The following is a 23,320-nucleotide window of genomic DNA, read 5'->3' as shown; positions in this document are numbered from 1 at the left end:
CAACAGACAAATGAAAGTTATTCTAAAAATACTTTTAGTTATATGTGGGATTGGGATCGCAATTTTCGTGGGTTTTATCGTTATGATTCAGGCTGCTTTTGGTGGTTTTGACAAAGATTATTCCGTAACGGAACTTAAAGAAAACTTTGAGGAAAAAAGAGCCGAGATTTATGAAGTCAAAAATTATATAAACAAAATAATTCCACCAGATAAATCTGTTGAAATAGAATTTAGCAAAAACAATACTTTAGGTATTTTCCATTTGAAAGTGGGTGGCAGGTTTGACAGTAACTGGGATGTGAAAATTAGTTCGAATACAACAGACTCTTTATTGCAAAAACTTGGTTGGACAAGAGGGACTTTAAAGACTCTCAAAGAGAAGTTAGATAATGCAAATTGTATCGGTATTACAAGCGGACAACCTTGTAACATAAGCTTTCAACGAAGCGGGATGGGGAGGTATTCCTTTAATTTGTTTGATAAACCAATTGCCGATAGCTTAAAAGCGCGTTACAATGACGGCTGCACTTACATTATGGTAAATGACAGGCTTGTGCTGGAATATGGTGGTGGTGCGATTGGAAGTCAATGCTTTTATAATTTAGAATAGGTAGAAAGCTTAGTCGCTAAAAAGAACAGGCCGTATGAAATTGACTATTAAACAATCTTATCATCAACCGAAGAGTTACTCTTTGGTACCTTAACCATTTATAATTCCTTCAATAAACAAAAATCGTCATGCAGAAGTTTAAAATCATTTTAAAACTTCTGAATTGTTTGACTGGTAAGATCGCGGGATAAGAGTGAGCGCTAGAATAAACGAAGTTTAATCTTCTGCAGCGCCAGTATTCTTCTTTCTTTTACTAGTAGCATCCGGGGATAAAATAGCTAAAGCTAATGTCTTCAGGAGTTTGCGGGAATCAAGTTGAATAAGTATTTTCGTATAAATTCCAACTTGATATGAAATTCCTCTTAACCTTTATTTTTTGTTCCTGGTTTTCTTTTTCACTATTTTCTCAGGTTGGAAAAGTAGGCAGGCAGAAAGATCAATTTGAAGTAATTGATTCTGTTCTCGGCCAAGTTTTAAAAGATCATCATGTGGCGGGTTTTGCCGTTGCTGTTGTGAAAGGCAATAAAATAATTTATAATAAGGGATTTGGTTATCGTGATTTCGCGAATAAAAAACCCGTCACACCCAATACGCTTTTTGCAATTGGTTCAAGCTCCAAAGCTTTTACTGCTTCATTGTTAGGTTTGTTGAGAGCAGATGGCAAACTAACATTTGAGGACAGAGCGGTATCTTTACTGCCAACGTTGCGGTTTTACAATGATGAGATGGATAATCAAATCGTTGTTAAAGACCTAATGGCGCATAGGACAGGCTTGTCCCGCTATGATTTATCTTGGTTTCTGTTCAATAGCAAAAATAGAGATAGTCTGATTTCACGGGTCAGATTTATGAAACCCAGCTCAGGCCTGCGAATGAAATGGTTCTATAATAACTTCATGTACCTTGCTCAAGGAATGATTGTGGAGCGAATGAGTGGTAAGACATGGGAACAAAATATACAAGAAAAGTTTTTTACCCCCCTACAAATGACCCGTTCTAATACCGATCTTTTAGCATTTCAACGGGACAGCGATGCTTCTTTGCCCTATACACTTTCCAAAGATAACACGATAAAACTGATTGATTATTATAATATTAGTGGTATGGGGCCAGCAGGAAGCATAAATAGCAGTGCTAATGACATGTCTAATTGGGTCAAGGTTTGGCTCAACCGAGGTTATTTCAATGGGAAAGAAATACTTCCTGCAAATTATATAAATGAGGCTGCGAGCTCCCAAATGGTGATGGATGCAGCTTTACCAGACAAACATAAAGATGTCTTCCTTTCCAATTATGGTTTAGGCTGGATGATTGGCTCCTATAGAGGACATTATCAAGTAGAACATGGTGGAAATATTAACGGATTTTCTGCGAATGTGGCATTTTTTCCAACAGATACACTCGGAATTGTCGTATTAACCAATCAAAACGTATCTAAAGTTCCTACGGTGGTCAGAAATTCTATAGCGGATATACTTCTTGGTTTGAATCCAATCGACTGGAATGGTGAAAAAAAGGCTGAAATCGACTCACTGCGCCATATTAAAAAAGAAGAAGAAGAAAAGTTGCCCGTTACAGCGACGAAACCTTCCCATTCCTTAAAACAGTATACTGGTTCTTTTGAAAACCCTGCATATGGAATTATTGAGGTAGGGCTTAAGGATAACAAGTTATACAGTGAACTCGGTTATGAGAGGGTTGTTCTTATCCACCGACATTATGATGTTTTTGACCCACGTTCTGTCGATAAAAATGGGGTAGCAGATACTGAACCAAGTAATCTTCTCTTTAACTTCTTTAGCGATGTGGACGGTCAGATTCAAGGTATAGGAATTCTATTGGACGATAGTGAAAAACCGGTTATGTTTGATCGTAAGCCCAGTCCTGTTGCTACATCGCAGTAACCGACCAATCGTATGGACCAATAAGATGAAAAGGAAGGTGCCGATGACACGCTTAAGCCAGTTGCCAGAGAAAGGATGAGGTTTCAAACTGTAATTGAACATACGAAAGCAGAAGATTGGATAGATTTTAGAATTGGCAACTTTAATGAATCTTAAGTATTATAGATTTTGTTATTGTTAATTTATAGACGCATTATGAGATATTCATCTGCAAAAATAATACTAATTGTGGCTGTGCTTTTGATCGGGTGTGATTTCGGTAGGGAAAAACAGTATTTTCTGGAATTCAGAGAAGAACAGAAAATAGCATTTATGCCCAATGATATTTATCTCGGCGATCAAAAAATAGGGACGGTGGATCAGGTATTATTAAAATCAACTGTTCCAACTTTCAAGGTGACTTTATCTGATCCAATACCTATACACTCTACTGTTGAATTAACTGAAATTGACCTGCTTGGTACCCACCGATTATTTTTGAAGAAGAGTAATTCTGAAAAAACATATCATGAGGATGACACTGTTATAGGTCTTTTAAAATATATTAAACAACAAAACATGGATCCAAAACTACGGGATAGTATTTATAAGTCAATTCGCGAGGGGAATGGAATACTTCAATTTGATAGAGACTGAATCTAATATAAACTTAGAGAAGACTAAAGACAGAGATTTTGGATAAACCTCCACAAACTGTAATCCGGAAATTTGAAATAGCTCAAAGACATTAATTGATTACAATTGGCATTTTGAAATAAAATAGCTTTTTTAAAGCATATTAGTTTGAGAATATGAACATCCATTTTAGGTCACAGGATATGATCTCGTTAACCCAAGTGAAAAAACCGATTTTATTATAAACCGAATGACTTCTTTACCAAAATTCTTATTAATTGTGATATTCTTCTTATGGAGCGGAGCCCTTTATGGGCAGACTACGGAAAATATCGTGCAGGGTAAGGTCGTCAATCCTGATCACGTACCTGTTTTCCTGGCTACAATAAGCTTATATAGTATTGATAGCAAACTGATAGCTAGTTCAATGACAGATAGCACGGGCTGTTTTCGGATTGCGCATAGACTAACGGGCAACTATTATTTGTTGATTAAGCACCTTGGTTATAAAGAGTTGAGGAGCAGTTCGTTTAATCCGTCCAATGGCAACGTTGGGACACTACATCTTCTCCGACAGGAGAATACACTGGAAGCGGCAGAAGTCGAAGGTAAAAAGAAGTTGTTTTCTGTAGATGGAGGTACAGTCGTCTATCATGTAGAGAATAGCATAGGCTCACAGGATATATCAGCTTTCGATGCTTTGAAGAGATCCCCTGGTGTGCAGATAGAAAACGATACAGACATTACACTCAATGGGAAAAGTGGTGTACAGATCCTCCTGGACGGAAAACAAACTTTTCTTTCAGGAAAAGAACTTAGTGATCTATTGAAATCGATGTCATCAAATAACCTCAAATCCATCGAAATTATCAATAATCCAAGTGCCAAATATGATGCCACTGGAGCTGCAGGTATAATCAATATCAAAACCAAAAAAAATCAGACAAAAGGATTAAATGGTAACATTTCCACGGCCTTTGCCTATGGTGTCAGTCCCAAACAATTGGAAAACCTTGCATTTAACTATCGGGTTAATAGGATTAATGTCTATGGAACTTACAATCATACATTGGGGTATTACAATTACCTCTATGGTACGGATCGCCAGCAAAATGGAAAGTCGTATGACAGCCATACGATCGACGTGGACAAACGTCAGAAAATGGCGGCTCAAGTCGGGGTCGACTATTTTATTGACGAAAAGAATACGGTCGGTTTTTTGGCAAATGGCAATTTTATCTTTGGAGGAGGTCTCACCAATACCGCTACAGCCATTACGACACCGCCTTCCACCACGGTTGAGGAAACGCTGGATGCCATTAACGATTATTACGGGCAGAATACGAAACGCTACAATTTTAACCTGAACTACAAATACGAAGATACAATAGGGCATAGTCTAAATATTGATGCCGATTACGGTCTCTTCGGTAAATGGAACAAAAACTTGCAGTCAAATATTTACCGTGACAATCAGTATGTCGTTACTGACGAAAATCTTTACCGTACTCTTAATGATATCGATATTGATCTAAAAGGATTAAAAATAGACTATGCGACGCGGTTATGGGGTGGGAAGTTGGAAACAGGTGCCAAATACTCCGCAGTAGGCTCAAAAAATAACGCAAACTTTTATCATGTTAAACAATCGGAAGATAGCCTAGACAATAGACGTTCAAATGATTTTCACTTCGATGAGCATATCAGCAGTGCGTATGTTGACTACAAACGGTCCATTGGTGCCTGGTCCCTACAGGGCGGGCTGCGACTAGAATATGCTAGCTCCAAAGGTACCCTACTTTATCAGGAGTATGGGGCAGATCTCAACGAACATATCAATAGAAAGTTTACTAACTTTTTCCCCTTTTTTTCTATTGCCACACAATTGACTGCTAAACAGACACTGTCTTTGTCTTATGCCAAACGTATAGAAAGACCAGCATATCAGGATCTCAATCCTTTTGTATATATGCTTGACGAGCTTTCATTCTGGAAAGGGAACCCCTTCCTGGTACCTTCATTGACCCAAAGATTTTCGTTACTTTATTCCGTGAAAAATTCGACAATAATAGGCATAAACTATGCCTATACAGACCAATTGAATGCAAAAGTAACAGATACACTGGAACAGGATAAAATCATGATGATCAGTAAAAATGTGGGGACACAGCAACATTGGTCCCTGTCCCTGACGCAGACTTATTCGCCTAGGTCCTGGTGGGACATGACTTTCAATGGCCTGTTGTATTATATCCATAATGACGTTTCCTTTGACCAGTACCAAAATCTCAACTTGAGGCAGACTGCGGGACGAGCCAGTCTCCTTCAGACCTTCAAACTCCCCTTTCAGATGAGGGCAGAAGTTTCGGTGGTCTACAATTCAAAACGACTCGGAGGGGCCAATACCATCAGTAGACCGGTTAGTCAAGCGGACATCGCGTTCCAAAAATCTGTATTAAAAGACAAAGCAACAATACGACTGGCTATCACCGACATCTATAAAGGTAACCAAGTTAAATACACGCAAAATTTACCAGGACTGCTTTCATCAAGTTATGGCTACTACGAATCAAGACAGGTACGTCTGAGTTTCAACTATAGGTTCAGCAGTGGAGCGACTAAGGATCAACGTAATCGCAAATCGGCTCTCGAAAGCGAAAGCGGCCGGATACAATAAGATATCGGTACCGTTTGTACATATTTATTTTCTAATATTGGCCCTGCAATACATTGACGAATCTTCTAAATTTGAAATCTATAAATTAATAAAGACACGACATGAAGTTTACTATTTTCTTTTTAACATTAACATTTCTTTGCTTTAACAGCGAAGCCCAAAAGCAACCTGAAGTCTTTAAGGTGATGGCATGGAATATATTGCACGGAGCAAATGATAGTGAGGATGGCAAAGCCCATGCGGTACAGATTATAAGAGAAATAAATCCGGACGTCATATTGATGGTGGAAACTTACGGTTCGGGTAAAGAAATAGCCGATTCCTTAGGATACAATTTTCATTTAATTGCTCCCGAAGGAACAGCCTTAAATGATAAGAGTGTTAATTTGTCCATCATATCTAGGTACCCTTTTGGTGAACGGATTGACACTGAATTTCCATTTTATCTAGGTGGAAGAGAAGTTATCATCCACAAGCAGAAAATCAGATTATTCTCGAATTGGTTTCATTATTTGCCATGGGAAAACGAGCCCGAAAAGTTGGGTAAAACAGCTGCCGAACTTCTTATTTGGGAAAGATCGGGAGCTAAATATGAAATGATACAAAAGGTATTGCCCTATCTAAAAAAATATGCTGCACAAGCGGATTCAATTCCAATGATTCTTGGTGGAGACCTCAATACGCCGTCTCATTTGGATTGGGGCAAGGATACAAAGAAAATACATAATAATCTGGTGGTTCCCTGGTATTCAACAAAAGTATTGGCCGATATCGGACTGGTGGATACTTATAGAACCTTGAACCCCAATCCCATCACACATCCAGGTATTACATGGCATACGAAAGGGGAAAATGATGACCATCGGATAGATTATATATTTTACAAAAGCCGGAAGTTAAAAGCGTTAAAATCTGAGTCTTATAAGGTATTCTTTAATGAGCCAATCAAACTGAACGGTAAAGAAATTTTATACCCTTCTGATCACGGTTTTGTAGTGACAACATTTAAAATAAGGTAAAACGATCTTAAATACATCGTACAAGTATTGCTGCGCTTATTTATTTTCATCATTTTTATATCGATTCCTAAATAATGTGATAGAAATATTTTCTTAACTGCTATAAATTTAAAATGTAAAAGGTTGAAAAAAACAGATTACGAACAGTTTGCTGGCAAAAAATGTCAGGAACTTATACAGATTCAGGAAAGATTTAGAACGCAGTTTGAGCTAGGCAACTATCAGCAATGGTATTATGACGCTGAACTTGCGCTTCTGAGGTTATACAATAACGATGAAGATCAGATTTATCTAAAATATATTCCGATAGGTACTTTTTCGTTTACATCAGAAACATGGATGTGGAGCTGGTTCAATGAGCATAGTGTCGAACCCAACAAGGGGAGTATACTTGCTGTTAAAGAATTTGGAATCAAAAACAATTATACCAAATTGACAGAAGGAACTTTCCCGGCAGATGAATTCGATTGTTGGGAGTTTGCGGCGATTTCTTTGGATATGTTGAACGGCATGGGGCTTTATAGGGTAAGCACAGAAAAGCTCCAAAGTTATTTCCTGATCACTGCTGTTCTGGATGAAAATTCTCGGGAAGTTGTCCATTTCAACCAGGCAAAAGTAACATGCAAAATCCATGGCTTGTCGAGACCAGCATTTATATGCCAGCATCTTGATCTGAAAAATCCTAAAGGTTTTGAAGAAAGTTTCGATACCTATAAAGGGATGGAACTTGATGAAGAAGATGATTTTGCGGCCTGGTGCGATGAATGTGAAAGGGTCAGAATGAAATATAATGGTTGGAACGAAGACTCAGAAGAATTTGCGAAGATCAAACTTGTTTGTGAAGATTGTTACTTTGAGCTGAAAGACTTTAATAAGGCCGAGTAATTATATCTCCAATTACAATAATCAACGGATAAAACTAAATTTAAATGGAATGAGCTCGACAGAATATCGAGCTCATTATTACAAATCTAATTAACTAAATTTGTCCAATCTTTTGGGGGCAGTCCAAATTTAGATAGCCCCTTGTATATTCAGCTTTTCGTTTGCTATCGCGCTAAATCGATTGAATTTGTCTGACCATTTGGTTGGTAAATCCCCATTCATTGTCATACCAAGCCATCACTTTCACCAAGTCGCCATCGACAACTCGAGTCATTTCTAGATCTACTGTTGCTGCAAATGGACTTTTGATAATATCGGTAGATACCAAGGGCTCGTCGGTTACCGTTAGCACCTTTTTATAGCTATCAGTTTTTGATTCTTCGATCAAGATTTGGTTGATCTCTTCGATTGTGGTGGACCTTTCTGCAATAAACGTAATATCGGAGATGGATCCTACTGGAACAGGAACTCTCACAGCTATACCGTCAAACTTTCCGGCGTATTGTGGAAGTGCTTTTGTCGTCGCTATTGCAGCACCCGTGGCCGCGGGGGCAAGGTTAATACCTGCAGCCCTTCCCATACGCGGCTCTTTTTTTGATGGAGCATCGACCAATGCCTGCGAAGCTGTATAACCGTGTGTGGTATTTAGTATTGCTTTTTTTATTCCCAGTCTCCTGCCCAATATTTCGATTACTGGACTTATATTGTTTGTCGTACAGCTTGCGCACGAAAAGACAGAAACCCTTCCATCTTCGGTATTTACCCCATGGACCACTGTCGGCGTATCTTTGGTAGGACCCGAGATGACGACAAATTTTGCTCCGGAGGTTAAATGTTTTTCAGCGTCCGCTTTGTTCGTGAAAATACCCGTACTCTCTATAACGATATCCGCTTGGATATCTTTCCAAGGTAACTTTTCAATCTCCCTGATACTTGTATATTTAACCACCTTTCCATCGACCACAATTGTATCTCCCTCGATACGCACATCTTTTTCATATTTCCCATAGTTACTATCGTATTTAAGCAGATATGCGGCGTTTTCAATACTCATTAGATCATTAATTCCAACGACCTCAAGATCGGCAGTTTCTGATATTATTTTTAAGGCAGCACGTCCGATGCGACCAAATCCATTAATTGCTATCTTTTTCATCCTATTCCTTTTAAATCTGTTTATATTATTTCTTTTTATATATAAACTAAAGTTCTTTTATTTTTCGGAAAAAAAGATTGACATGGATCAAGAATTTCGCTAAGCTAAAGTCACCCAATTAGTTTTCAAGGATTAGAAGTCGACTGTAGGTAACCATGAGCCTACCGATATCGAGCTATGGCGGAGTTCTGACAATAAAGCGCTGTTCAAAACAAGTACAGGCTTTATTATTTATTGGCCAAACTGAATTCTTCTTCTGTTACGGGATTTAGCCAAGTAACCTGAACATTTTCTTTAAAATTAGTGATGGCAACATGTACCATTTTCGTAGTAGCAGTTGCGCCGTGCCAGTGTTCTATATTCTCAGGAATATTGACAACATCACCTTTTTTGATTGCTTGTGCCGGTTTTCCTTTTTCCTGATAGAGTCCATTTCCTTCGATTACCAGTAAAACCTGACCTTTAGGATGTGTATGCCAGTTTGTTCTCGCACCAGGTGCAAAAGTTACGCTACCTGCCGAGAAATCATTGTTTTTATCCTTTGCTACCAAAGGGGTTAAAAATGCATCTCCAGTAAACCATTCCTTAGGCAATGGTTCCCCTTTGGGAAATATTTCTGCTGTGTTCATTGTATGATCTGTTTTAGTGTTGCAGGCGAATAAACTTATCGCCATAATTGGGATAACGAATAACCCGTTCATATAGTTTGCAATTTGGTCTTTATAAAGATGATCCGAATTCTTTATTATATGTTTTTAATAATTTTTGCCGGAATTCCACCAACAACTGTATTATCCGGTACGTCCTTGCTGACTACGGAACCAGCTGCTACCACCGCATTTTCTCCAATCGTAACGCCGGGCAGGATTGTTGCATTTGCCCCAATCCAAGCATTCTTTTTGATATGGATCGGAGCCACATTTAACGATTGTCTGTTTTCAGCCTCAATTGGATGGCCTTCTGTTAATAAACTCACTTTGGGAGCTATTAATACATCATCTTCTATAATTATACCACCTAAATCCAAAAAAATACAGTCGAAGTTGATGAAGACATTTTTTCCTATCGTTGTATTCTTGCCATAGTTGATATATAATGGTGTAAATACAGTTGTACTTTCATCTATAGCTGAACCGGTAATCTGACTTAATAGATTTCTTATCTCTTTGGGATCAGCTGAATTGTTCATAGGCACCAATAATGCTTTTGTAGCAAAAGAAGCTTGCTGTAAACGGTATCCCTGGGGATCATCGGAAGAAATATTTTTATTCTTTTTCAATCGTTCAAAAATATCTTCCTGATAAGTATTATCTGATGTTTTCATGGAATAGCTAGTTAAATTTTATATGTAATTTAATGGAATAAGTACGTTATTTTAAATTAGCAATAAAGAATGCTGTCAGTTTATCGAATGGAATTTTGTCGAATTGATCATATAAGTCAACATGAACTGCATTGGGGATAATCATTAGCTCCTTTGGTTCGGTAGCAGCTTTATAAGCGTCTTCACTGAAATATCTTGAATGAGCATTTTCACCTGCAATGATTAGCATGGGGCGAGGTGCAATTTCCTTGATATAAGAGAGAATCGGCATATTCATAAACGACAGGGGGGAAGTTCCCGTCCATGAAGCATTTGAATTGATAGAACGAGGATGAAATCCACGAGCTGTTTTATAATAATCAAAATATTCCCTGACAAACTGAGGCTCACTGCCAGTCAATTTTTCCGGTAAATTGTTTGTTGAAGATGCGTAAGATCTACTTTCGGCATCTTTCCAGCGCTGCAGGCCTAATTGTTCCAATGTTTGTGTACGTTGCGCAGCAGTTATCACATCGTTATAGCCTTTTGACATGACGCGCGTCATATCGTACATACTGGTCGTTGCTACTGCTTTTATACGTTTGTCTACTGCCGTTGCATTTAATGCAAAGCCAGCAAATCCACAGATGCCAATGATTCCGATTTTGCTCCTGTCAATATTTTTCTGCAACCCTAGAAAGTCTACAGCTGCGCTGAAATCTTCGGTGTTGATATCTGGCGATGCTACGTTACGAGGTGAACCGCTGCTTTCACCAGTGTAGGAAGGGTCGAACGCCAAGGCAATAAATCCTCTTTCCGCCATTTGGTTGGCATACAATCCAGAAGATTGCTCTTTCACTGCACCAAAAGGGCCACTGATGGCAAGTGCAGATAACACTTTGTTGTCTGTGTTTTTAGGGATGTATAAATCGCCAGAAAGTGTGATGCCATAACGGTTTTTAAAACTTACTTTTTTGCGGGTTACCTTATCGCTTAATTGAAAAGTATAATGATCTGACGAACTATTCATCGGTTTTAAATTTTGGTTTGATTGTACATGCTGCGCGGAAGTCCTATCAGAAAACAGGAAAGACAAGACCAATAATGTTACTGCTATTTTCATATCTGTATTACATTAATTATTACAGATACAAAGGTAGATCAGTATAAAGGGGAGGTGTTAACGATTATCAAACCAAAACTTAAGAATTTCAAATCTCAGATTCCCGGAGCGATTTCGGGTTTGTTCCTGTCAGTTTTTTAAAGAAGTTATTGAAATAAGTAGGATATTCAAATCCCAGTGCGCTGGCTACCTCTGAAATATTCCAGTCTGTATGTTGCAGTAGGGCTTTTGCTTCTGTCAAGATTCTTTCTGAAATCAGCGTCGTTGTAGATTTGCCCGTAATTTCTTTTACAGCACGATTCAGATAGTTGACATGGATGTTGAGGTTTTGCGCATAATCTTGCGCTGTTCTCATTTTGAGCGGACTTGTAGGTGTTTCGATTGGAAATTGACGTTCTAATAGTTCCAAAAACACCGATGCGATACGTGCTGTACCATTCTTGGTAGGGGTATACACTTCTGACGGTTGAAGTTTAAGGGCTTCGTGAATGATTAGGTTGATATAATTGCGTATGAGTTCATCTTTAAACGTATAATCACTTTTTTGCTCTTCGATCATCTTCTCGAAAAGTGTGTTAAGGAACAAGCGTTGATCCTCAGTGATTTTTAAGACCGGCGTACCTCCGATTTTAAAGAACGGCGATTGCTGCAAGCTTTCCGCGCGGTCGGCCTGTTTTAAAAAGTCTTCCGAAAACAAGCATGTATAACCAGCATAGGTCGTAGAAATGGTTTCCCAGGAATAGGGGATATGCGGGTTCCCAAAAAATAGTATCGTGCCTTCTTGTTCAAAGCTTTTATCTGCGTAATGAATCTTACTTTTACCAGTTGTAAGGCATATTTTAAAGAAATCTTTACGACTATAAACACGTGTAGCATTACTGTCATCCTCAATCTGAAATGCTTTAAAACCCTGCAATCTCAGTTCACTATTGAATTCAGAGACACTTCGGACTATTTTTGTTTCCATAGAACAAAGTTAAGAAATTCAAATATAACGTTGTATTTAGTGCAAAAACAACCTAAATAAACGGCTGTATTATCTCAACGGCTGTATTATCACAGTGCTAAACTCGACCTTTTTTTATTTTTATCAAACCAATCACTTCAAGCATTTGTCTATTTATTGACGATCGATTCAATTTAGGAAGTTTAGTTTCGGTTGATTTAATTTTATGGTCAGGTTTAATGCCTGGCCATTTTTAAGCTTAGGTTTAGGGACTGGGCTTTTAGAAAGTATACTCCGGTCCATAAAGGATTCGTTTATAATTTAGTTAAGGGGCTAGTCGAAAGATTAGTCCTTTTTTTAAAAATTAAGGAACAATTCTCACTGGATAACGTTCATTGAAGAGCTTCGAATGTTCTGATGTAAAGGAGAAAAATAGGCTTTCTATTCACGCTAGCTTGACGAAAAAGTAAATTTGACGAATTCAGAATAAATGCTTATCATGGCCTCTATGATAGTTTATCATCTAAAAGATATACAATATAAAGCTGAAAGGGCGATCACCCCTTTTCATATTTTTGATTTGGACAGGGAAGCTCTCGCAGCTTATAGAGAACCTCATACAAAAGACCATTTTTGCCTTTTGTTTGTTAAAAAAGGTCGGCTCAATCTGCAGGTGGAAGACCGCCGTTATACCGTCAATGCACCTCATATATGTGTCATCTTTCCCGGTCAGCTCTCCTCCAAAGAGTTGCTAAGCGACGACTTTGAAGGCAAATTGATCCTGTTTGACGAAGTACTATTCTGTTCGGATATCCTGAAAAACGAATTGAGTATTTACAACTACAATATCTCCGTAAAACTCAACCATATTGAATTGCCCGAGGCAGAAACCTCAGAAATAGAGATGCTGCTGGAGCAGGTCGAAAAATCATATCAGGATTTAACATCGATCAAGAAGGAGCAAGCGCGTTTCTACATCAAAATCATCTTACTCAAATTGGTGGAATTTGTCCATACCAAATGGGGAAACAGCCAGCTCAGTAATGAAAACGCAAAGATCTATGGTAAATTTCTGGAATTGTTGGAAAGGCATTATAAAACGGAGCGTACCGTGGGCTGGTATGCAGAAAAATTACAGCTGTCTCCAAAAAAGTTAAATGAAATTACCCGCAAGATTGCAGGACTGACCTCTATAGAAACCATTCATGCGCGGATTATGAATGAAATCAAACAACTGCTGCTGTTATCCAACTACTCACATAAGGAGATTGCCTTTGAACTCGGATTCAATTCACCTGCGGCACTGAACAAGTTTGTGCGCGCCAAACTGGATGAAACGCCAACCAATCTGCAGCAGCAATTGGCGCAAATGTATAAGACTTAAGTCTATTATGTGATTTGATATGGTTTTATCCTGTGGTTGTGTTGGATCAAATGTATATCATATCGTAAGTAAAGTATAACATTTGCCTTCCCGGACACAGTAACTTTGCATCAGAAATTTAATGTAAAATATATGAGCAAGTTATTTGTTGCCAGCGAAGTATTCCACGGGGCTGGTACATTGTCGGAATTGAAAAATCTAACTGGAAAAAAAGCCATCATCGTAACTGGTGGTCAATCCATGAAAAAAAGCGGAACTTTGGACCGTGCCATAAGTTATTTGACCGAAGCAGGATTGGAAACTGCTGTTTTTGACGGTGTCGAAGAAGATCCATCATCGGCGACAAGCCTTCGAGGTGCTGCAGTGATAACTGATTTTCAGCCTGATTGGATCATTGGTCTAGGAGGTTGCTCTGCAATTGATGCGGCAAAGATGATGTGGGTGTTTTATGAATATCCCGATGCAAATTTTGAAGCGATGACCCAACCTTTTAACGTGCCAACATTGCGTCAAAAGGCTAAATTCATTGCCATTCCATCAACAAGCGGTACAGGTACGGAAACCACAGGATTGGCTGTGATCACCGATCGGGAAAAAGGGGTGAAGTATCCAATCGTGTCGTATGAATTGACGCCGGATATCGCTATTGTCGATGGTGAAATTTGTGCCACGATGCCTGCACATATTACCTCCAATACTGGTCTAGATGCTCTTACACACTGTGTGGAAGCCTATGTGTCCAACATCGAAAATAACTATGCCGATGCCTTGGCTAAAGGGGGACTGGAAATTGTTTTCGAAAATCTGGAAGAGGCGGTCAATAACCCGACAAACATTAAAGCACGCCAAAATATGCACGATGCATCTTTTATGGGCGGACTGGCTTTCAACAATGCCTGGTTGGGTATTGTCCACTCTCTCTCGCATCAGGTAGGTGCACTCTACGGCGTCCCTCACGGAGCTTCCAATGCGATATTCTTGCCTAATGTGATCCGTTTTAATCAGACAGCTACAACAAGATATCCTGATTTGGCTAAACTTGTCGGTAGAGATTCGGCCGAAGGATTGGCACAGGAAATTGAAAAACTAAGAACTGCGGTCAACAATATTGGCTCCCTCAAGGCATTTGGTATTTCCAAGGAAGACTGGGAAAAAAATCTGGATTATATGGCTCAAAATGCTTTACAAGATCCATGTACTGGCTTTAACCCGCGTAAGCCTAGCCTACAGGACTTAAAAGATCTTTATAACGCTTGCTACGAAGGTGTGATTTACGAGAATTAATCGAACAGGCCACAGAAAGCGGTTGTAGCGAAGGTGCGCAATCGCTTTCTTCTGAATAAAAAGCACTGTTCCAGCTGCAACCGCAACTAATGTCTTATAAACCAAACTAAGTTTCATTCGTTTAAAATAAAAGATGCTTTATCGATAAAGATGCTATGGATTGAGGCTGATCGGTAAATTTCTGTCGTTTGCAACGTTAATTCAATTCATGAAGATTAGCTTCATTCTTTATAGCATGCAGCGGTAAATTCTATAGAGCTGTACTAATAAGTTATTGTATTTTGAACCTTTTTACCGTGCTATTGTGTTATAGCGGAAAATGGGGTAAACTTAATTTAGTATTTTGACAGATAATGAGATTATTGCACCAAGAGTAAGGGCGCGCGGAAAACGGTATTAAATAAAAAGTATAGCAGATAGATCAAATAACTTAAAAACTAATGATGCTTTTTGACAGATTCATCTATAAGTTTCATTAGCTGATTGACAGTTTTAGCTACTTCTTCTTTCCGCACAACTAATGTCTTTTTTTCTAGATCTGGAGGAAGGGAAATCTTGCCATTAAATTCAGGAAGAAACATATTGATCATTTCCTGATTCATTTTATTGAAATTAAAAAAAGTCCATTTTTTGGTTTCGTCTTCTTTTAGCGCTAATAAGTTAGCTGAAGTGATCGCCATTTTGTCTTTTTCGGGCATGGACATGACCAGTACTTGGGGAATAAAGCAATACGCTATTCCATCAATCTTCGAGATATCCATATCGACATAGTTAATCATGGAATCAATTTTAACCCCGTATTTTATAAGAGAAGAATAAAGTTCTTTGGTCACCTTTGTTGCTTGCTCAATGCCGCCCATGCTTTCAATTATACGTGGCGATGTTTGACTTAGAATACCTTCGATATCTCCGGAAATAGACGCTTTTGTCATGGTTGAAAGCGCTTCCCTAAGCTGCGGATCTCTTTGCGCAGAGCTTATATGGTGAAAAATAGTTAATAGTGTAATTAGCAAAAAAAATCTTTTTCGCTGGATGTTTTTAAACTTGTTGAACCAATTGTTGCTTTGCATAATGGAAAGAGGCTATTTCGTTTTAAATTCCGTAGGTCTCATATTGGTGAGCAGATAAAAGTTATTGCTAAAAGCCGCGATATTTGAATAGCCAATCTCGTAGGCAATCTCAGTCATATTGAAATCTGTATCGTTGATTAATTCCATTGCCTTAATAATTCGTAGCATTTTTAAGTACTGAACAAATGTAATGTGCAATTTATGCTGGAATAATCTGGTGAGACTGCGAACACTCATTCCAGATTGCTGAGCAATCATCGCTAAACTTAGATTTTCATTTAACCGATTTCTAAAACTGTCGATTATGGTATTGAGCCTTTGATCGTCTGTTGTAGGAAGTTGTATGGAGAATTTTTTGAGATTTTCTTTTGATAATACGCCTTTCAGCGTATTTAAAAATTCATACTCCCACGAACCTTTGTAATAATCACCTTGCCACTTCTCACTAAATGAGAGCATTTCTGCCAGGAGCTTACTCACTGGATAAATACCCAATTCCTCATAAAAATTACCAGCACTTTCTTCCGGAAAATAGATATTGATAATAAACAGGTCCTGCGTATTGAACATCAGGTTGTGCCGATAATTTTTTGGTATCCAAATATAATGATTTGAGGGAATATAGAAGTCCTTTTCGTCAGTCTGCAAGTAAGCAATCCCGCCATAAACTAATAACAACTGAGCTTTATTGTGCTGGTGAGCAGGCAAACGCTGCTCCGTTTGCTGTCGCATCACGAGGATTGAATCAGGGTTTTGATCAACAATATGTATTATTTGACTAAGAATTTCCATGTGGCCAAATTTAATAAATATTAGGCTAATTATATGAAATCATACTTCACCATGCTAGATAATTTTGCAGTGTAAATAATAGTAAAGTCATTATGAAACATAAAATCATAACATCTCACAAAGATTTTAAACTTGAAACACAAGCTCAAAAGTCTGATAATAAATCACATCATTCAGATGAAGAAATCGACAGTGCAAATATCTTCTGGTTTGCTTATGGGTATAACTATGCTTTTATGCCAATGGTAGATTTAACTTTTGCCTTCGATGAATTGAAAGAGATCGTAAAACCATGGCTAGTAAAAGGAAAGAAATATATAAAGAAAACCGATGAAACAATATAGAACAGTCCGGATTTTGGGCATATTGTTAGCCCTATTTGTACAATCACTCTATGCCCAGCATATTGAAAATGCGCGGGTATTAAGTTTGGAAGAAATTTGGAAAGTAGCCGAAACAAATAACCGTCAACTGAAACTATCCGACCTACATCTCCAGGAGAGCAATTTAGAAATATTGGAAGCGAAAGACCGTTTGTTGCCGGAGCTTTCGGTTGGTGGAGATGCAAAACTCAATTCCAAATTCCTGATCTATGACAATGGATTATTTTCTTCTCCACAGGATGTGCCTGTAAAAGGTTATGGTTACGGCGTGGGTTACAACCTGAACGTCAATCTTTACAATGGTGGTAAAGACAAAAGAAACATTGCCATGAAAAAGGAAGAAGCGGTACGCATACAATATGAAGTTGATCTGCAAAAGCACAGTGTAAAATACAATGTTGCAGCTGCTTACTTTTATCTATACAAGTTTCTGCATTTCCATGATTTTCTTGATGCAGAAATTGATGCAGAAAAAAAACAACTGGCACTCGTAGAAAGCCTGCATAAAAACGGCACTGTGCTAAAGAGCGATGTACTGAGAACCTCCGTAAAATTAGCGCAACTGGAGCTCAGCCTTTCTGATGTTACGAAGAAGATTGAAATCGCTAAACAACGGCTCAATATTCTGATGGGGCGTGAAAATGATGCTGAGCTGGCAATAAAATACCAAGATACAATCGAGTTAAGCGCTATCACTGAAGGTGACTATGAGGATTATGTAGACATCGCTTTTAACAAATCGCCGGAATACAAGATAGCCTATAGCGCTGTCAAATTGAGCGAAATGAACATCAAGCAGGTAAAAGCGATGCTGTTACCTAAAGTCTCCTTGTATTCGACTTACAATTACACCTATCCGCAGATTTCATTCTATCCGTATTCCAATGATTTATGGGGATTTGGTCAGACAGGGGTTAAAGTCCAGTTTTCTATCGATAATCTATACAAAAGCAAGCATTCCATCGCTCATGCCCAAGTGGTCAGTAATGAGGCAAGAGAAAAAGCGAACATTAAAAAAGATGAAATCTATCTTCAGGTAAAAGAAGCTTATTTGCAGCGGCAACAGGCTTTGGAGAGTATGGAAACAGCGGAGCAAAATATCATTAAAACCGCCGAAACTGTTCGTGTTATCAGAAGTAGCTACATAAACCAGGAATCACTTCTTACCGATCTTCTAGAAGCCGAAAATGCTTTACTGGAAGCTAAGTTTAATCTGACAACGGCACAAACAAACGTCAAACTTGCGCATATCAGGCTATTGGCAATTATCGGAATTCTTTAATACAAATATCATGAACAAAAATAAAACAGATAAAATTGTTGTAAGCTTAACCAAATGGTTTGGTATCACATTATTCGTAGGAATCATTATTTGGGCAGCAGCTTATTTTTTCGAGGGATATCGCTATGAACAGACCAACGACGCTCAGATTGATGCCTATCTTTCCCCGATAAACGCAAAAGTAGGGGGCTATATCCGTAAAATATATTATAAGGACAATCAGCAGATTAAAAAGGGCGATACACTTGTGGTGATTGAATTGGATGAGTACGGGCTGAAAAGAGATGCTGCGTCCGCAGAACTCATGAGCTCACAGGCAAAATTACCGATCTTGGCGGCAAGCGAAGGAACGCAGGTTAAAAGTATTGCAGTCATCAAAGCCCAATTGGGAGGTGCTAAAGCGCGATTGAATCAGCAGCAAAAAGAATTTGACCGGTATAAAAATCTACTGGCGGACGAATCGACCACACAACAAAAATTCGACAACATCAGTGCTACTTTATCCATCACCCAATCAGATTATGACCAGACAAAAGCTTCTTTACAGGTCGCCGAATCTAAACTAAACGATTTCAGGGTACAGCGCAATGCCATAGAGGCAGAGATAAAGATAAAAGAAGCACTTCTCGAAAGACAAGAATTGGACATTAGATATACCGTTATCACAGCACCTTTTGATGGACAAATTGGGAAGAAGACCATTCAGGCAGGACAACTGATACAGCCCGGACAGACTTTGGCATTCTTGGTGAACAGAGCCGAGGAAAAGTGGGTAATGGCAAATTTTAAGGAAACACAGATTGGGAAATTCAAAATCGGTCAAGCGGTATCTGTTGAAGTCGATGCTTTTCCAAATGAAAAATTCACCGGTACAATCGAATCCCTTTCGCCAACCACAGGCTCCCGTTATTCGTTGCTTCCGCCAGATAATGCTACCGGTAATTTTGTTAAAATCATCCAACGTATTCCTGTTCGGATTAAACTGACCGATATGTCCGAAAAATTAACTAAGCTTTCTGCCGGAATGAATGCGAATGTTTACGTTTTAAAAAACTAACGATGCAAGCACATAAAATACCAATTTTTAAATCCTGGGTATCAGAATGGATGGCAAGGTCCGTCATATTTGCTATTCTCATGAGCAGTCTGTTTAGTTTTGCCTTTTACGGAAGTCCGGTTGCTGCGATGGGCTTTTACGGAATACAAGCTACCGATGTACAATATGGTATGGTCGTTATTTATGGTTCTACCGTAGCCTTTCTGGCTCTGGATTTTAGAATCGTAAAATATTTTGCACCAAGGGAATATCTACTGCTGGCACTTGCGGTAAATGCACTATGTGCTGTGGTCTGTTTTTATTTCAGAGATTGGGCATTATTTGTTTTCTGTCAGTTTTTGCAGGGTATTACCTGTGCATTGATGTCGGGAATTGTGTTACAGCTTATTTTTCCACGGTTACAGTCTGTACGTGCCCGTGTGATTGCTTATAGTCTCCTTTATGGCAGTATACAAATAGCTGTACCATTTTACTCCATCTATATCAGTGTCGTCATTCATTTCTTTGATTTCAACTGGATATTCTACGGATTTATTATTGTAGTCATTATGCTGACAGGTGTTGTTTTACTTACCATGAACAGTAAGGCCCGGTTTACTAGAAAAATACCACTGTATCAGGTGGACTGGATAGGCTATTTATTTTATGTGTCTTTTATCTTGATAGTTGGATACATCCTTGTGTACGGACGACAATTGGGATGGTTTGATAGTTCATTAATCAGCACACTTTGTTTAGTTAATTTAATTATTCTTTCTCTTTTTATTAGCAGAGAATTGAAACTTAAGCGACCATTAATCAATTTACAGATCTTTAGAACAAAGAATTTCGTTATTGGGCTTTTGCTTCTTTTTACCTTTTATATCTTTAAAGGAAGTACTGGGCTTGCCTATGGTTATCTTGAAGCGATTTTAGGAAACCATCCACTGAGTACCATTCCGATATGGATTGCCGTAATTGTTGGAACTGTTTTGAGTATGTTTATCATTTCCCGATTTGTCTTGATGGGCTATAACCTGATCCGGATGATTATTGTTGGTTTTGGGTTGATGGCAGTATATTATGCCTATATGATACTATTTGTTTCTGTACAGGGCGAAACAGCAGACTTCCTTCTGCCCATGTTTATTTATGGTGTGGCAACAGGTGTATTGTTTGTCCCGATTGTTTCATTTGCGGCATCGTCAGCGCCTTCCAAAATCGCCGTCAATGCCTCTCTGATTGGTATATTTTCAAGGTTCATAGGCTTTACAGCTAGTCTGGCACTTAATAACGAGCTTCAATTATTTGCAAAATCATCCGTAAGGGAAAAGGTGCGGGAATCGCTCACCGAAACCAGCCCTCAATTGCCTGTTACCTTACTGGATATTCAAAACCAGTACATAAATGCAGGCAGTGATATGTATACGGCAAAAACAGTATCTTCCGGCTATTTTAATCAAATGATCGGTCAGCAAATATTGGCTCGCGCTATCAGGGACTATTATGATCTGATGTTGACAGGTTTGATTTTTGTCCTCATTATTCTGCTGCTCTTGCCTCAAATTCAACATGTTGTTTTGAGATTAAGAAAAGGAAATGTTCCCTATTAAAGATTTTGTTATTTCAGAAATTATCAAAGCAAAGTATTATGCAATTCCAAGGCCGGGATCGAACACTTGGCGCATGAGCCTATGGGCTACAAGATTACGCAACCGATTTCGTTTGAAGGAAATTTTCTGATCCCAAATTTTATAAATAATTTGTCGTAATGACGCTTTTTTAGCAGTTAAACTTGTTAATGCAATTATTATTAATTTTGTATGCTAGATTTTGTATAGGCCCCAAATTTTTTAAGATCGGCAATAGAGGACAAAATAAGATGATATGACGGATGTGCTTGAAAAATATCTATTCTCGATAGGGATGTTGTCTGCTGACGAAATAAATTTTTCTGTTCAGTTCTTCAAATCACTTGGTTTGAAGAAGGGTGATTTTTTTATTCATATGGACGAACCCTGTCGTCATATTGGATTCATATCCTGTGGTGCGGTAAAAGCATATGCTATTGACAAGGAGGGTAAAGAAAATATAACCTGCTTTAAATTTGAAAATGAATTTGTAACCTCATTCCCTGAGTTTGTCGCTCAGGAAAAATCCAGAAGGAGCATCAGGGCGGTGGAAAATAGTATAATCCATAGGATAAGCTATACTGATTATCAATACCTGCTTGGTCAAGTGACTTCTTGGCACAAGGTTATACAAGCTGTGATGGAACGGGAATATAGCCAAAAGGAACAATATCTCCTGAATTACAATAATAAGTCAGCTCTGGATAAATATCGCCATGTTCTTTCGAATGAACCCAAGCTCGTTCAGCGCATAGCGACACAGGACCTGGCATCCTATTTGGGCATTACACAGAGATCTCTTACACGGGCGAAGGGACAAATACACAGCCCCAAAGTATTATAGGACAAATGTCCTTATATATTTCTGTTCAGTGATATAGATTTGCACAAAAAAGCTATGTTACATCAAATTGCCCAAGAAGTGTTCCATGTTCCATTGATGCCACGAAACAGTATCAACTGCTATATCGTAGAGGGTGTATTGGTTGATTGTGGGATACGAAGTTCATACAATGTGCTGAAGGATGCCCTTCAGAAAATACCTGTCCACCAACATGTACTTACGCATGCGCATGCAGACCATCAGGGCTGTAGTGATCAGCTCTGTGATGAGTTTGGAATACCTTTACTTTGCCATGGAAATGAAGTGGCTAGGACAGAAACAGGTATGGTAACCAATGATTATCCAAATCCCAAACATTGGATTGCAAAACTTCAACAAAAATATTGGGCAGGACAGGGCCACAAAGTCGACGGTACACTCGTTGAAAATGATAGCATCGGAAACTTTCGGGTCATAGAAACTCCAGGCCATTCAAGCGGTCATATTTCTTTATTTCGTGAGCGAGATGGTGTATTGATAATCGGGGATGCCGCTACAAATATGAATCTGCTCACAACAGTGACTGGCCTAGGGCTCCCTCCAAAAATATTCACGTCGGATCAACAGCACAATATTAGATCGCTTCAGAAGTTGGCAGGACTGAATCCCTCCATCATATGTTTCGGTCATGGCCCGGTGATGCGAAATACGGACCGAAAGTTTGAGCAATTTGTAGCGGAATGCGTATCGTTGTTCAATTCGCGAACCACGGCCCCTGTATGAAAGTAAAAAACAAAATAAGAAGTTCCTTATTTCTTGCGATGCTCTAGTGAATTTTTCAAATTCAGGACTTTTATGAAAACTGGGAACATCTTATTGCCTAAGAAGTTTTAAGTAAGTTAATATTATTCCGCTGTGCTCGGCTTCGTGAAAGTTAGCCGCTTGAAGTGCTTGGATGTGATCATTAATCGAGAAGCCAATTGGTAAGCTGAATGGTTGGTATTCAACAAATATACCCGATGCTAAATCTTTACTAAGTTGGTTTACTGTATAAAGCAATAGATGTTTTATTTCATCAAGGTCTGGCGTATTTTTCCAAGTATGCGGTGCAGTTCCAATTTTGAACGTTTCCATAAAATCCTGTGATATATGCATTGGAAGTCCACTACGCATATACATATGTCGCTGTTGGGAAGTGATACAGTGACCAATTTGCCAAACGATATTATTGTTAAAGCTTTCTGGAATCTTAAATAATATGTTATTATCAACTGTTTCTATTAATTGTAATAATCTGGTTCTGCTGGCTTTTAAAATTTCGAATTCAAATAATTCATTCGTCATAGTATTGGTTAATATTTTAAATTAATTTAATAAACTCATTGTGAATTTCGTCC

Annotated in this window: 23 protein-coding genes; 15 read left to right on the top strand and 8 right to left on the bottom strand. The window is 38.5% G+C overall.

Features of this window, described 5'->3' with window-relative positions; translation table 11 throughout:
* The first annotated feature begins 10 nt into the window (after positions 1–10).
* The 7 genes from HS960_RS10590 (at position 11) to HS960_RS27155 (ending at position 7,804) form a co-directional block, all read left to right on the top strand.
* A complete protein-coding gene (locus HS960_RS10590; protein WP_159728469.1) occupies positions 11–610 on the top strand; it encodes a hypothetical protein in 600 nt (199 codons plus the stop codon).
* A gap of 350 nt (positions 611–960) precedes the next feature.
* Positions 961–2,514, top strand: coding sequence for a serine hydrolase (locus HS960_RS10585; RefSeq protein ID WP_182332563.1), 1,554 nt, complete (start codon positions 961–963; stop codon positions 2,512–2,514).
* 195 nt (positions 2,515–2,709) lie between these two features.
* Positions 2,710–3,150, top strand: a complete 441-nt coding sequence (locus HS960_RS10580; protein WP_159728465.1) for a hypothetical protein — start codon at positions 2,710–2,712, stop codon at positions 3,148–3,150.
* Positions 3,151–3,379: 229 nt separating this feature from the next.
* Positions 3,380–5,806: a TonB-dependent receptor gene (locus tag HS960_RS10575; protein ID WP_159728463.1), complete on the top strand. Its 2,427-nt coding sequence runs from the start codon at positions 3,380–3,382 to the stop codon at positions 5,804–5,806.
* A 101-nt stretch (positions 5,807–5,907) separates the two neighbouring features.
* Positions 5,908–6,825, top strand: coding sequence for an endonuclease/exonuclease/phosphatase family protein (locus HS960_RS10570; RefSeq protein ID WP_153845503.1), 918 nt, complete (start codon positions 5,908–5,910; stop codon positions 6,823–6,825).
* Between the two features lie 123 nt (positions 6,826–6,948).
* The gene (locus tag HS960_RS10565; RefSeq protein WP_153845504.1) at positions 6,949–7,710 is read left to right on the top strand and encodes a DUF6882 domain-containing protein; all 762 of its coding nucleotides are present in this window, start codon (positions 6,949–6,951) and stop codon (positions 7,708–7,710) included.
* Positions 7,697–7,804, top strand: a complete 108-nt coding sequence (locus tag HS960_RS27155; protein ID WP_159729091.1) for an IS3 family transposase — start codon at positions 7,697–7,699, stop codon at positions 7,802–7,804. The genes HS960_RS10565 and HS960_RS27155 overlap by 14 nt, the downstream gene beginning before the upstream one ends.
* Before the next feature lie 78 nt (positions 7,805–7,882).
* Here HS960_RS27155 and HS960_RS10555 read toward each other — a convergent pair whose 3' ends face one another.
* The 5 genes from HS960_RS10555 to HS960_RS10535 form a co-directional block, all read right to left on the bottom strand.
* Entirely contained in the window at positions 7,883–8,866 is a 984-nt protein-coding gene (locus HS960_RS10555; RefSeq protein ID WP_159728461.1) for a type I glyceraldehyde-3-phosphate dehydrogenase, read from the bottom strand.
* 227 nt (positions 8,867–9,093) lie between these two features.
* On the bottom strand, positions 9,094–9,495 hold the full coding sequence (locus HS960_RS10550; protein ID WP_159728459.1) for a (R)-mandelonitrile lyase: 402 nt from the start codon (positions 9,493–9,495) through the stop codon (positions 9,094–9,096).
* A 116-nt stretch (positions 9,496–9,611) separates the two neighbouring features.
* On the bottom strand, positions 9,612–10,190 hold the full coding sequence (locus HS960_RS10545; RefSeq protein WP_159728457.1) for a sugar O-acetyltransferase: 579 nt from the start codon (positions 10,188–10,190) through the stop codon (positions 9,612–9,614).
* Between the two features lie 46 nt (positions 10,191–10,236).
* The gene (locus tag HS960_RS10540) at positions 10,237–11,292 is read right to left on the bottom strand and encodes an alpha/beta hydrolase (protein WP_159728455.1); all 1,056 of its coding nucleotides are present in this window, start codon (positions 11,290–11,292) and stop codon (positions 10,237–10,239) included.
* A gap of 88 nt (positions 11,293–11,380) precedes the next feature.
* Positions 11,381–12,259 carry a helix-turn-helix domain-containing protein gene (locus HS960_RS10535; RefSeq protein WP_120334551.1) on the bottom strand — a complete coding sequence of 293 codons (879 nt, stop codon included), beginning with the start codon at positions 12,257–12,259 and terminating at the stop codon, positions 11,381–11,383.
* Positions 12,260–12,737: 478 nt separating this feature from the next.
* On the opposite strand from HS960_RS10535, the gene HS960_RS10530 reads away from it, so the two are divergent.
* Complete coding sequence (locus HS960_RS10530; protein ID WP_182332561.1) at positions 12,738–13,622, top strand: AraC family transcriptional regulator; 885 nt, start codon at positions 12,738–12,740, stop codon at positions 13,620–13,622.
* A 132-nt stretch (positions 13,623–13,754) separates the two neighbouring features.
* Complete coding sequence (locus HS960_RS10525; protein WP_159728451.1) at positions 13,755–14,906, top strand: iron-containing alcohol dehydrogenase; 1,152 nt, start codon at positions 13,755–13,757, stop codon at positions 14,904–14,906.
* 437 nt (positions 14,907–15,343) lie between these two features.
* On the opposite strand, the gene HS960_RS10520 is transcribed toward HS960_RS10525, so the two are convergent.
* The gene (locus HS960_RS10520) at positions 15,344–15,919 is read right to left on the bottom strand and encodes a hypothetical protein (protein ID WP_159728449.1); all 576 of its coding nucleotides are present in this window, start codon (positions 15,917–15,919) and stop codon (positions 15,344–15,346) included.
* A gap of 69 nt (positions 15,920–15,988) precedes the next feature.
* Positions 15,989–16,768: an AraC family transcriptional regulator gene (locus HS960_RS10515; protein ID WP_075992143.1), complete on the bottom strand. Its 780-nt coding sequence runs from the start codon at positions 16,766–16,768 to the stop codon at positions 15,989–15,991.
* A 92-nt stretch (positions 16,769–16,860) separates the two neighbouring features.
* Here HS960_RS10515 and HS960_RS10510 point away from each other — a divergent pair, with 92 nt between their 5' ends.
* The 6 genes from HS960_RS10510 (at position 16,861) to HS960_RS10485 (ending at position 22,706) form a co-directional block, all read left to right on the top strand.
* Positions 16,861–17,112, top strand: coding sequence for a hypothetical protein (locus HS960_RS10510; RefSeq protein ID WP_159728447.1), 252 nt, complete (start codon positions 16,861–16,863; stop codon positions 17,110–17,112).
* A complete protein-coding gene (locus HS960_RS10505) occupies positions 17,099–18,433 on the top strand; it encodes a TolC family protein (protein WP_159728445.1) in 1,335 nt (444 codons plus the stop codon). Before HS960_RS10510 ends, HS960_RS10505 begins: the two co-directional genes overlap by 14 nt.
* A gap of 10 nt (positions 18,434–18,443) precedes the next feature.
* Positions 18,444–19,490, top strand: coding sequence for an HlyD family secretion protein (locus HS960_RS10500; protein ID WP_182332559.1), 1,047 nt, complete (start codon positions 18,444–18,446; stop codon positions 19,488–19,490).
* A gap of 2 nt (positions 19,491–19,492) precedes the next feature.
* On the top strand, positions 19,493–21,082 hold the full coding sequence (locus tag HS960_RS10495; RefSeq protein ID WP_159728441.1) for an MFS transporter: 1,590 nt from the start codon (positions 19,493–19,495) through the stop codon (positions 21,080–21,082).
* 274 nt (positions 21,083–21,356) lie between these two features.
* On the top strand, positions 21,357–21,944 hold the full coding sequence (locus HS960_RS10490; RefSeq protein WP_182332557.1) for a Crp/Fnr family transcriptional regulator: 588 nt from the start codon (positions 21,357–21,359) through the stop codon (positions 21,942–21,944).
* Between the two features lie 54 nt (positions 21,945–21,998).
* Entirely contained in the window at positions 21,999–22,706 is a 708-nt protein-coding gene (locus tag HS960_RS10485) for an MBL fold metallo-hydrolase (RefSeq protein ID WP_159728437.1), read from the top strand.
* Positions 22,707–22,796: 90 nt separating this feature from the next.
* Here the strand turns inward: HS960_RS10485 and HS960_RS10480 are convergent, their stop codons facing one another.
* A complete protein-coding gene (locus HS960_RS10480) occupies positions 22,797–23,267 on the bottom strand; it encodes a DinB family protein (protein WP_159728435.1) in 471 nt (156 codons plus the stop codon).
* Positions 23,268–23,320 lie beyond the last annotated feature (53 nt).

It is taken from the genome of Sphingobacterium paramultivorum, assembly GCF_014109745.1.
Taxonomy (GTDB): Bacteria; Bacteroidota; Bacteroidia; order Sphingobacteriales; family Sphingobacteriaceae; genus Sphingobacterium; species Sphingobacterium paramultivorum.
Note: the sequence above shows the minus strand (reverse complement) of the source record. Positions and strands in the feature narration are given on the sequence as shown.

What these genes read in the sequence shown, in the direction of transcription:
- HS960_RS10590 (WP_159728469.1), top strand. Translation starts at nt 11, where the DNA reads ATGAAAGTTATTCTAAAAATACTTTTAGTTATATGTGGGATTGGGATC.
- HS960_RS10585 (WP_182332563.1), top strand. Translation starts at nt 961, where the DNA reads ATGAAATTCCTCTTAACCTTTATTTTTTGTTCCTGGTTTTCTTTTTCA.
- HS960_RS10580 (WP_159728465.1), top strand. Translation starts at nt 2,710, where the DNA reads ATGAGATATTCATCTGCAAAAATAATACTAATTGTGGCTGTGCTTTTG.
- HS960_RS10575 (WP_159728463.1), top strand. Translation starts at nt 3,380, where the DNA reads ATGACTTCTTTACCAAAATTCTTATTAATTGTGATATTCTTCTTATGG.
- HS960_RS10570 (WP_153845503.1), top strand. Translation starts at nt 5,908, where the DNA reads ATGAAGTTTACTATTTTCTTTTTAACATTAACATTTCTTTGCTTTAAC.
- HS960_RS10555 (WP_159728461.1), bottom strand. Translation starts at nt 8,866, where the DNA reads ATGAAAAAGATAGCAATTAATGGATTTGGTCGCATCGGACGTGCTGCC.
- HS960_RS10550 (WP_159728459.1), bottom strand. Translation starts at nt 9,495, where the DNA reads ATGAACACAGCAGAAATATTTCCCAAAGGGGAACCATTGCCTAAGGAA.
- HS960_RS10545 (WP_159728457.1), bottom strand. Translation starts at nt 10,190, where the DNA reads ATGAAAACATCAGATAATACTTATCAGGAAGATATTTTTGAACGATTG.
- HS960_RS10540 (WP_159728455.1), bottom strand. Translation starts at nt 11,292, where the DNA reads ATGAAAATAGCAGTAACATTATTGGTCTTGTCTTTCCTGTTTTCTGAT.
- HS960_RS10535 (WP_120334551.1), bottom strand. Translation starts at nt 12,259, where the DNA reads ATGGAAACAAAAATAGTCCGAAGTGTCTCTGAATTCAATAGTGAACTG.
- HS960_RS10530 (WP_182332561.1), top strand. Translation starts at nt 12,738, where the DNA reads ATGGCCTCTATGATAGTTTATCATCTAAAAGATATACAATATAAAGCT.
- HS960_RS10525 (WP_159728451.1), top strand. Translation starts at nt 13,755, where the DNA reads ATGAGCAAGTTATTTGTTGCCAGCGAAGTATTCCACGGGGCTGGTACA.
- HS960_RS10515 (WP_075992143.1), bottom strand. Translation starts at nt 16,768, where the DNA reads ATGGAAATTCTTAGTCAAATAATACATATTGTTGATCAAAACCCTGAT.
- HS960_RS10510 (WP_159728447.1), top strand. Translation starts at nt 16,861, where the DNA reads ATGAAACATAAAATCATAACATCTCACAAAGATTTTAAACTTGAAACA.
- HS960_RS10505 (WP_159728445.1), top strand. Translation starts at nt 17,099, where the DNA reads ATGAAACAATATAGAACAGTCCGGATTTTGGGCATATTGTTAGCCCTA.
- HS960_RS10500 (WP_182332559.1), top strand. Translation starts at nt 18,444, where the DNA reads ATGAACAAAAATAAAACAGATAAAATTGTTGTAAGCTTAACCAAATGG.
- HS960_RS10495 (WP_159728441.1), top strand. Translation starts at nt 19,493, where the DNA reads ATGCAAGCACATAAAATACCAATTTTTAAATCCTGGGTATCAGAATGG.
- HS960_RS10490 (WP_182332557.1), top strand. Translation starts at nt 21,357, where the DNA reads ATGACGGATGTGCTTGAAAAATATCTATTCTCGATAGGGATGTTGTCT.
- HS960_RS10485 (WP_159728437.1), top strand. Translation starts at nt 21,999, where the DNA reads ATGTTACATCAAATTGCCCAAGAAGTGTTCCATGTTCCATTGATGCCA.
- HS960_RS10480 (WP_159728435.1), bottom strand. Translation starts at nt 23,267, where the DNA reads ATGACGAATGAATTATTTGAATTCGAAATTTTAAAAGCCAGCAGAACC.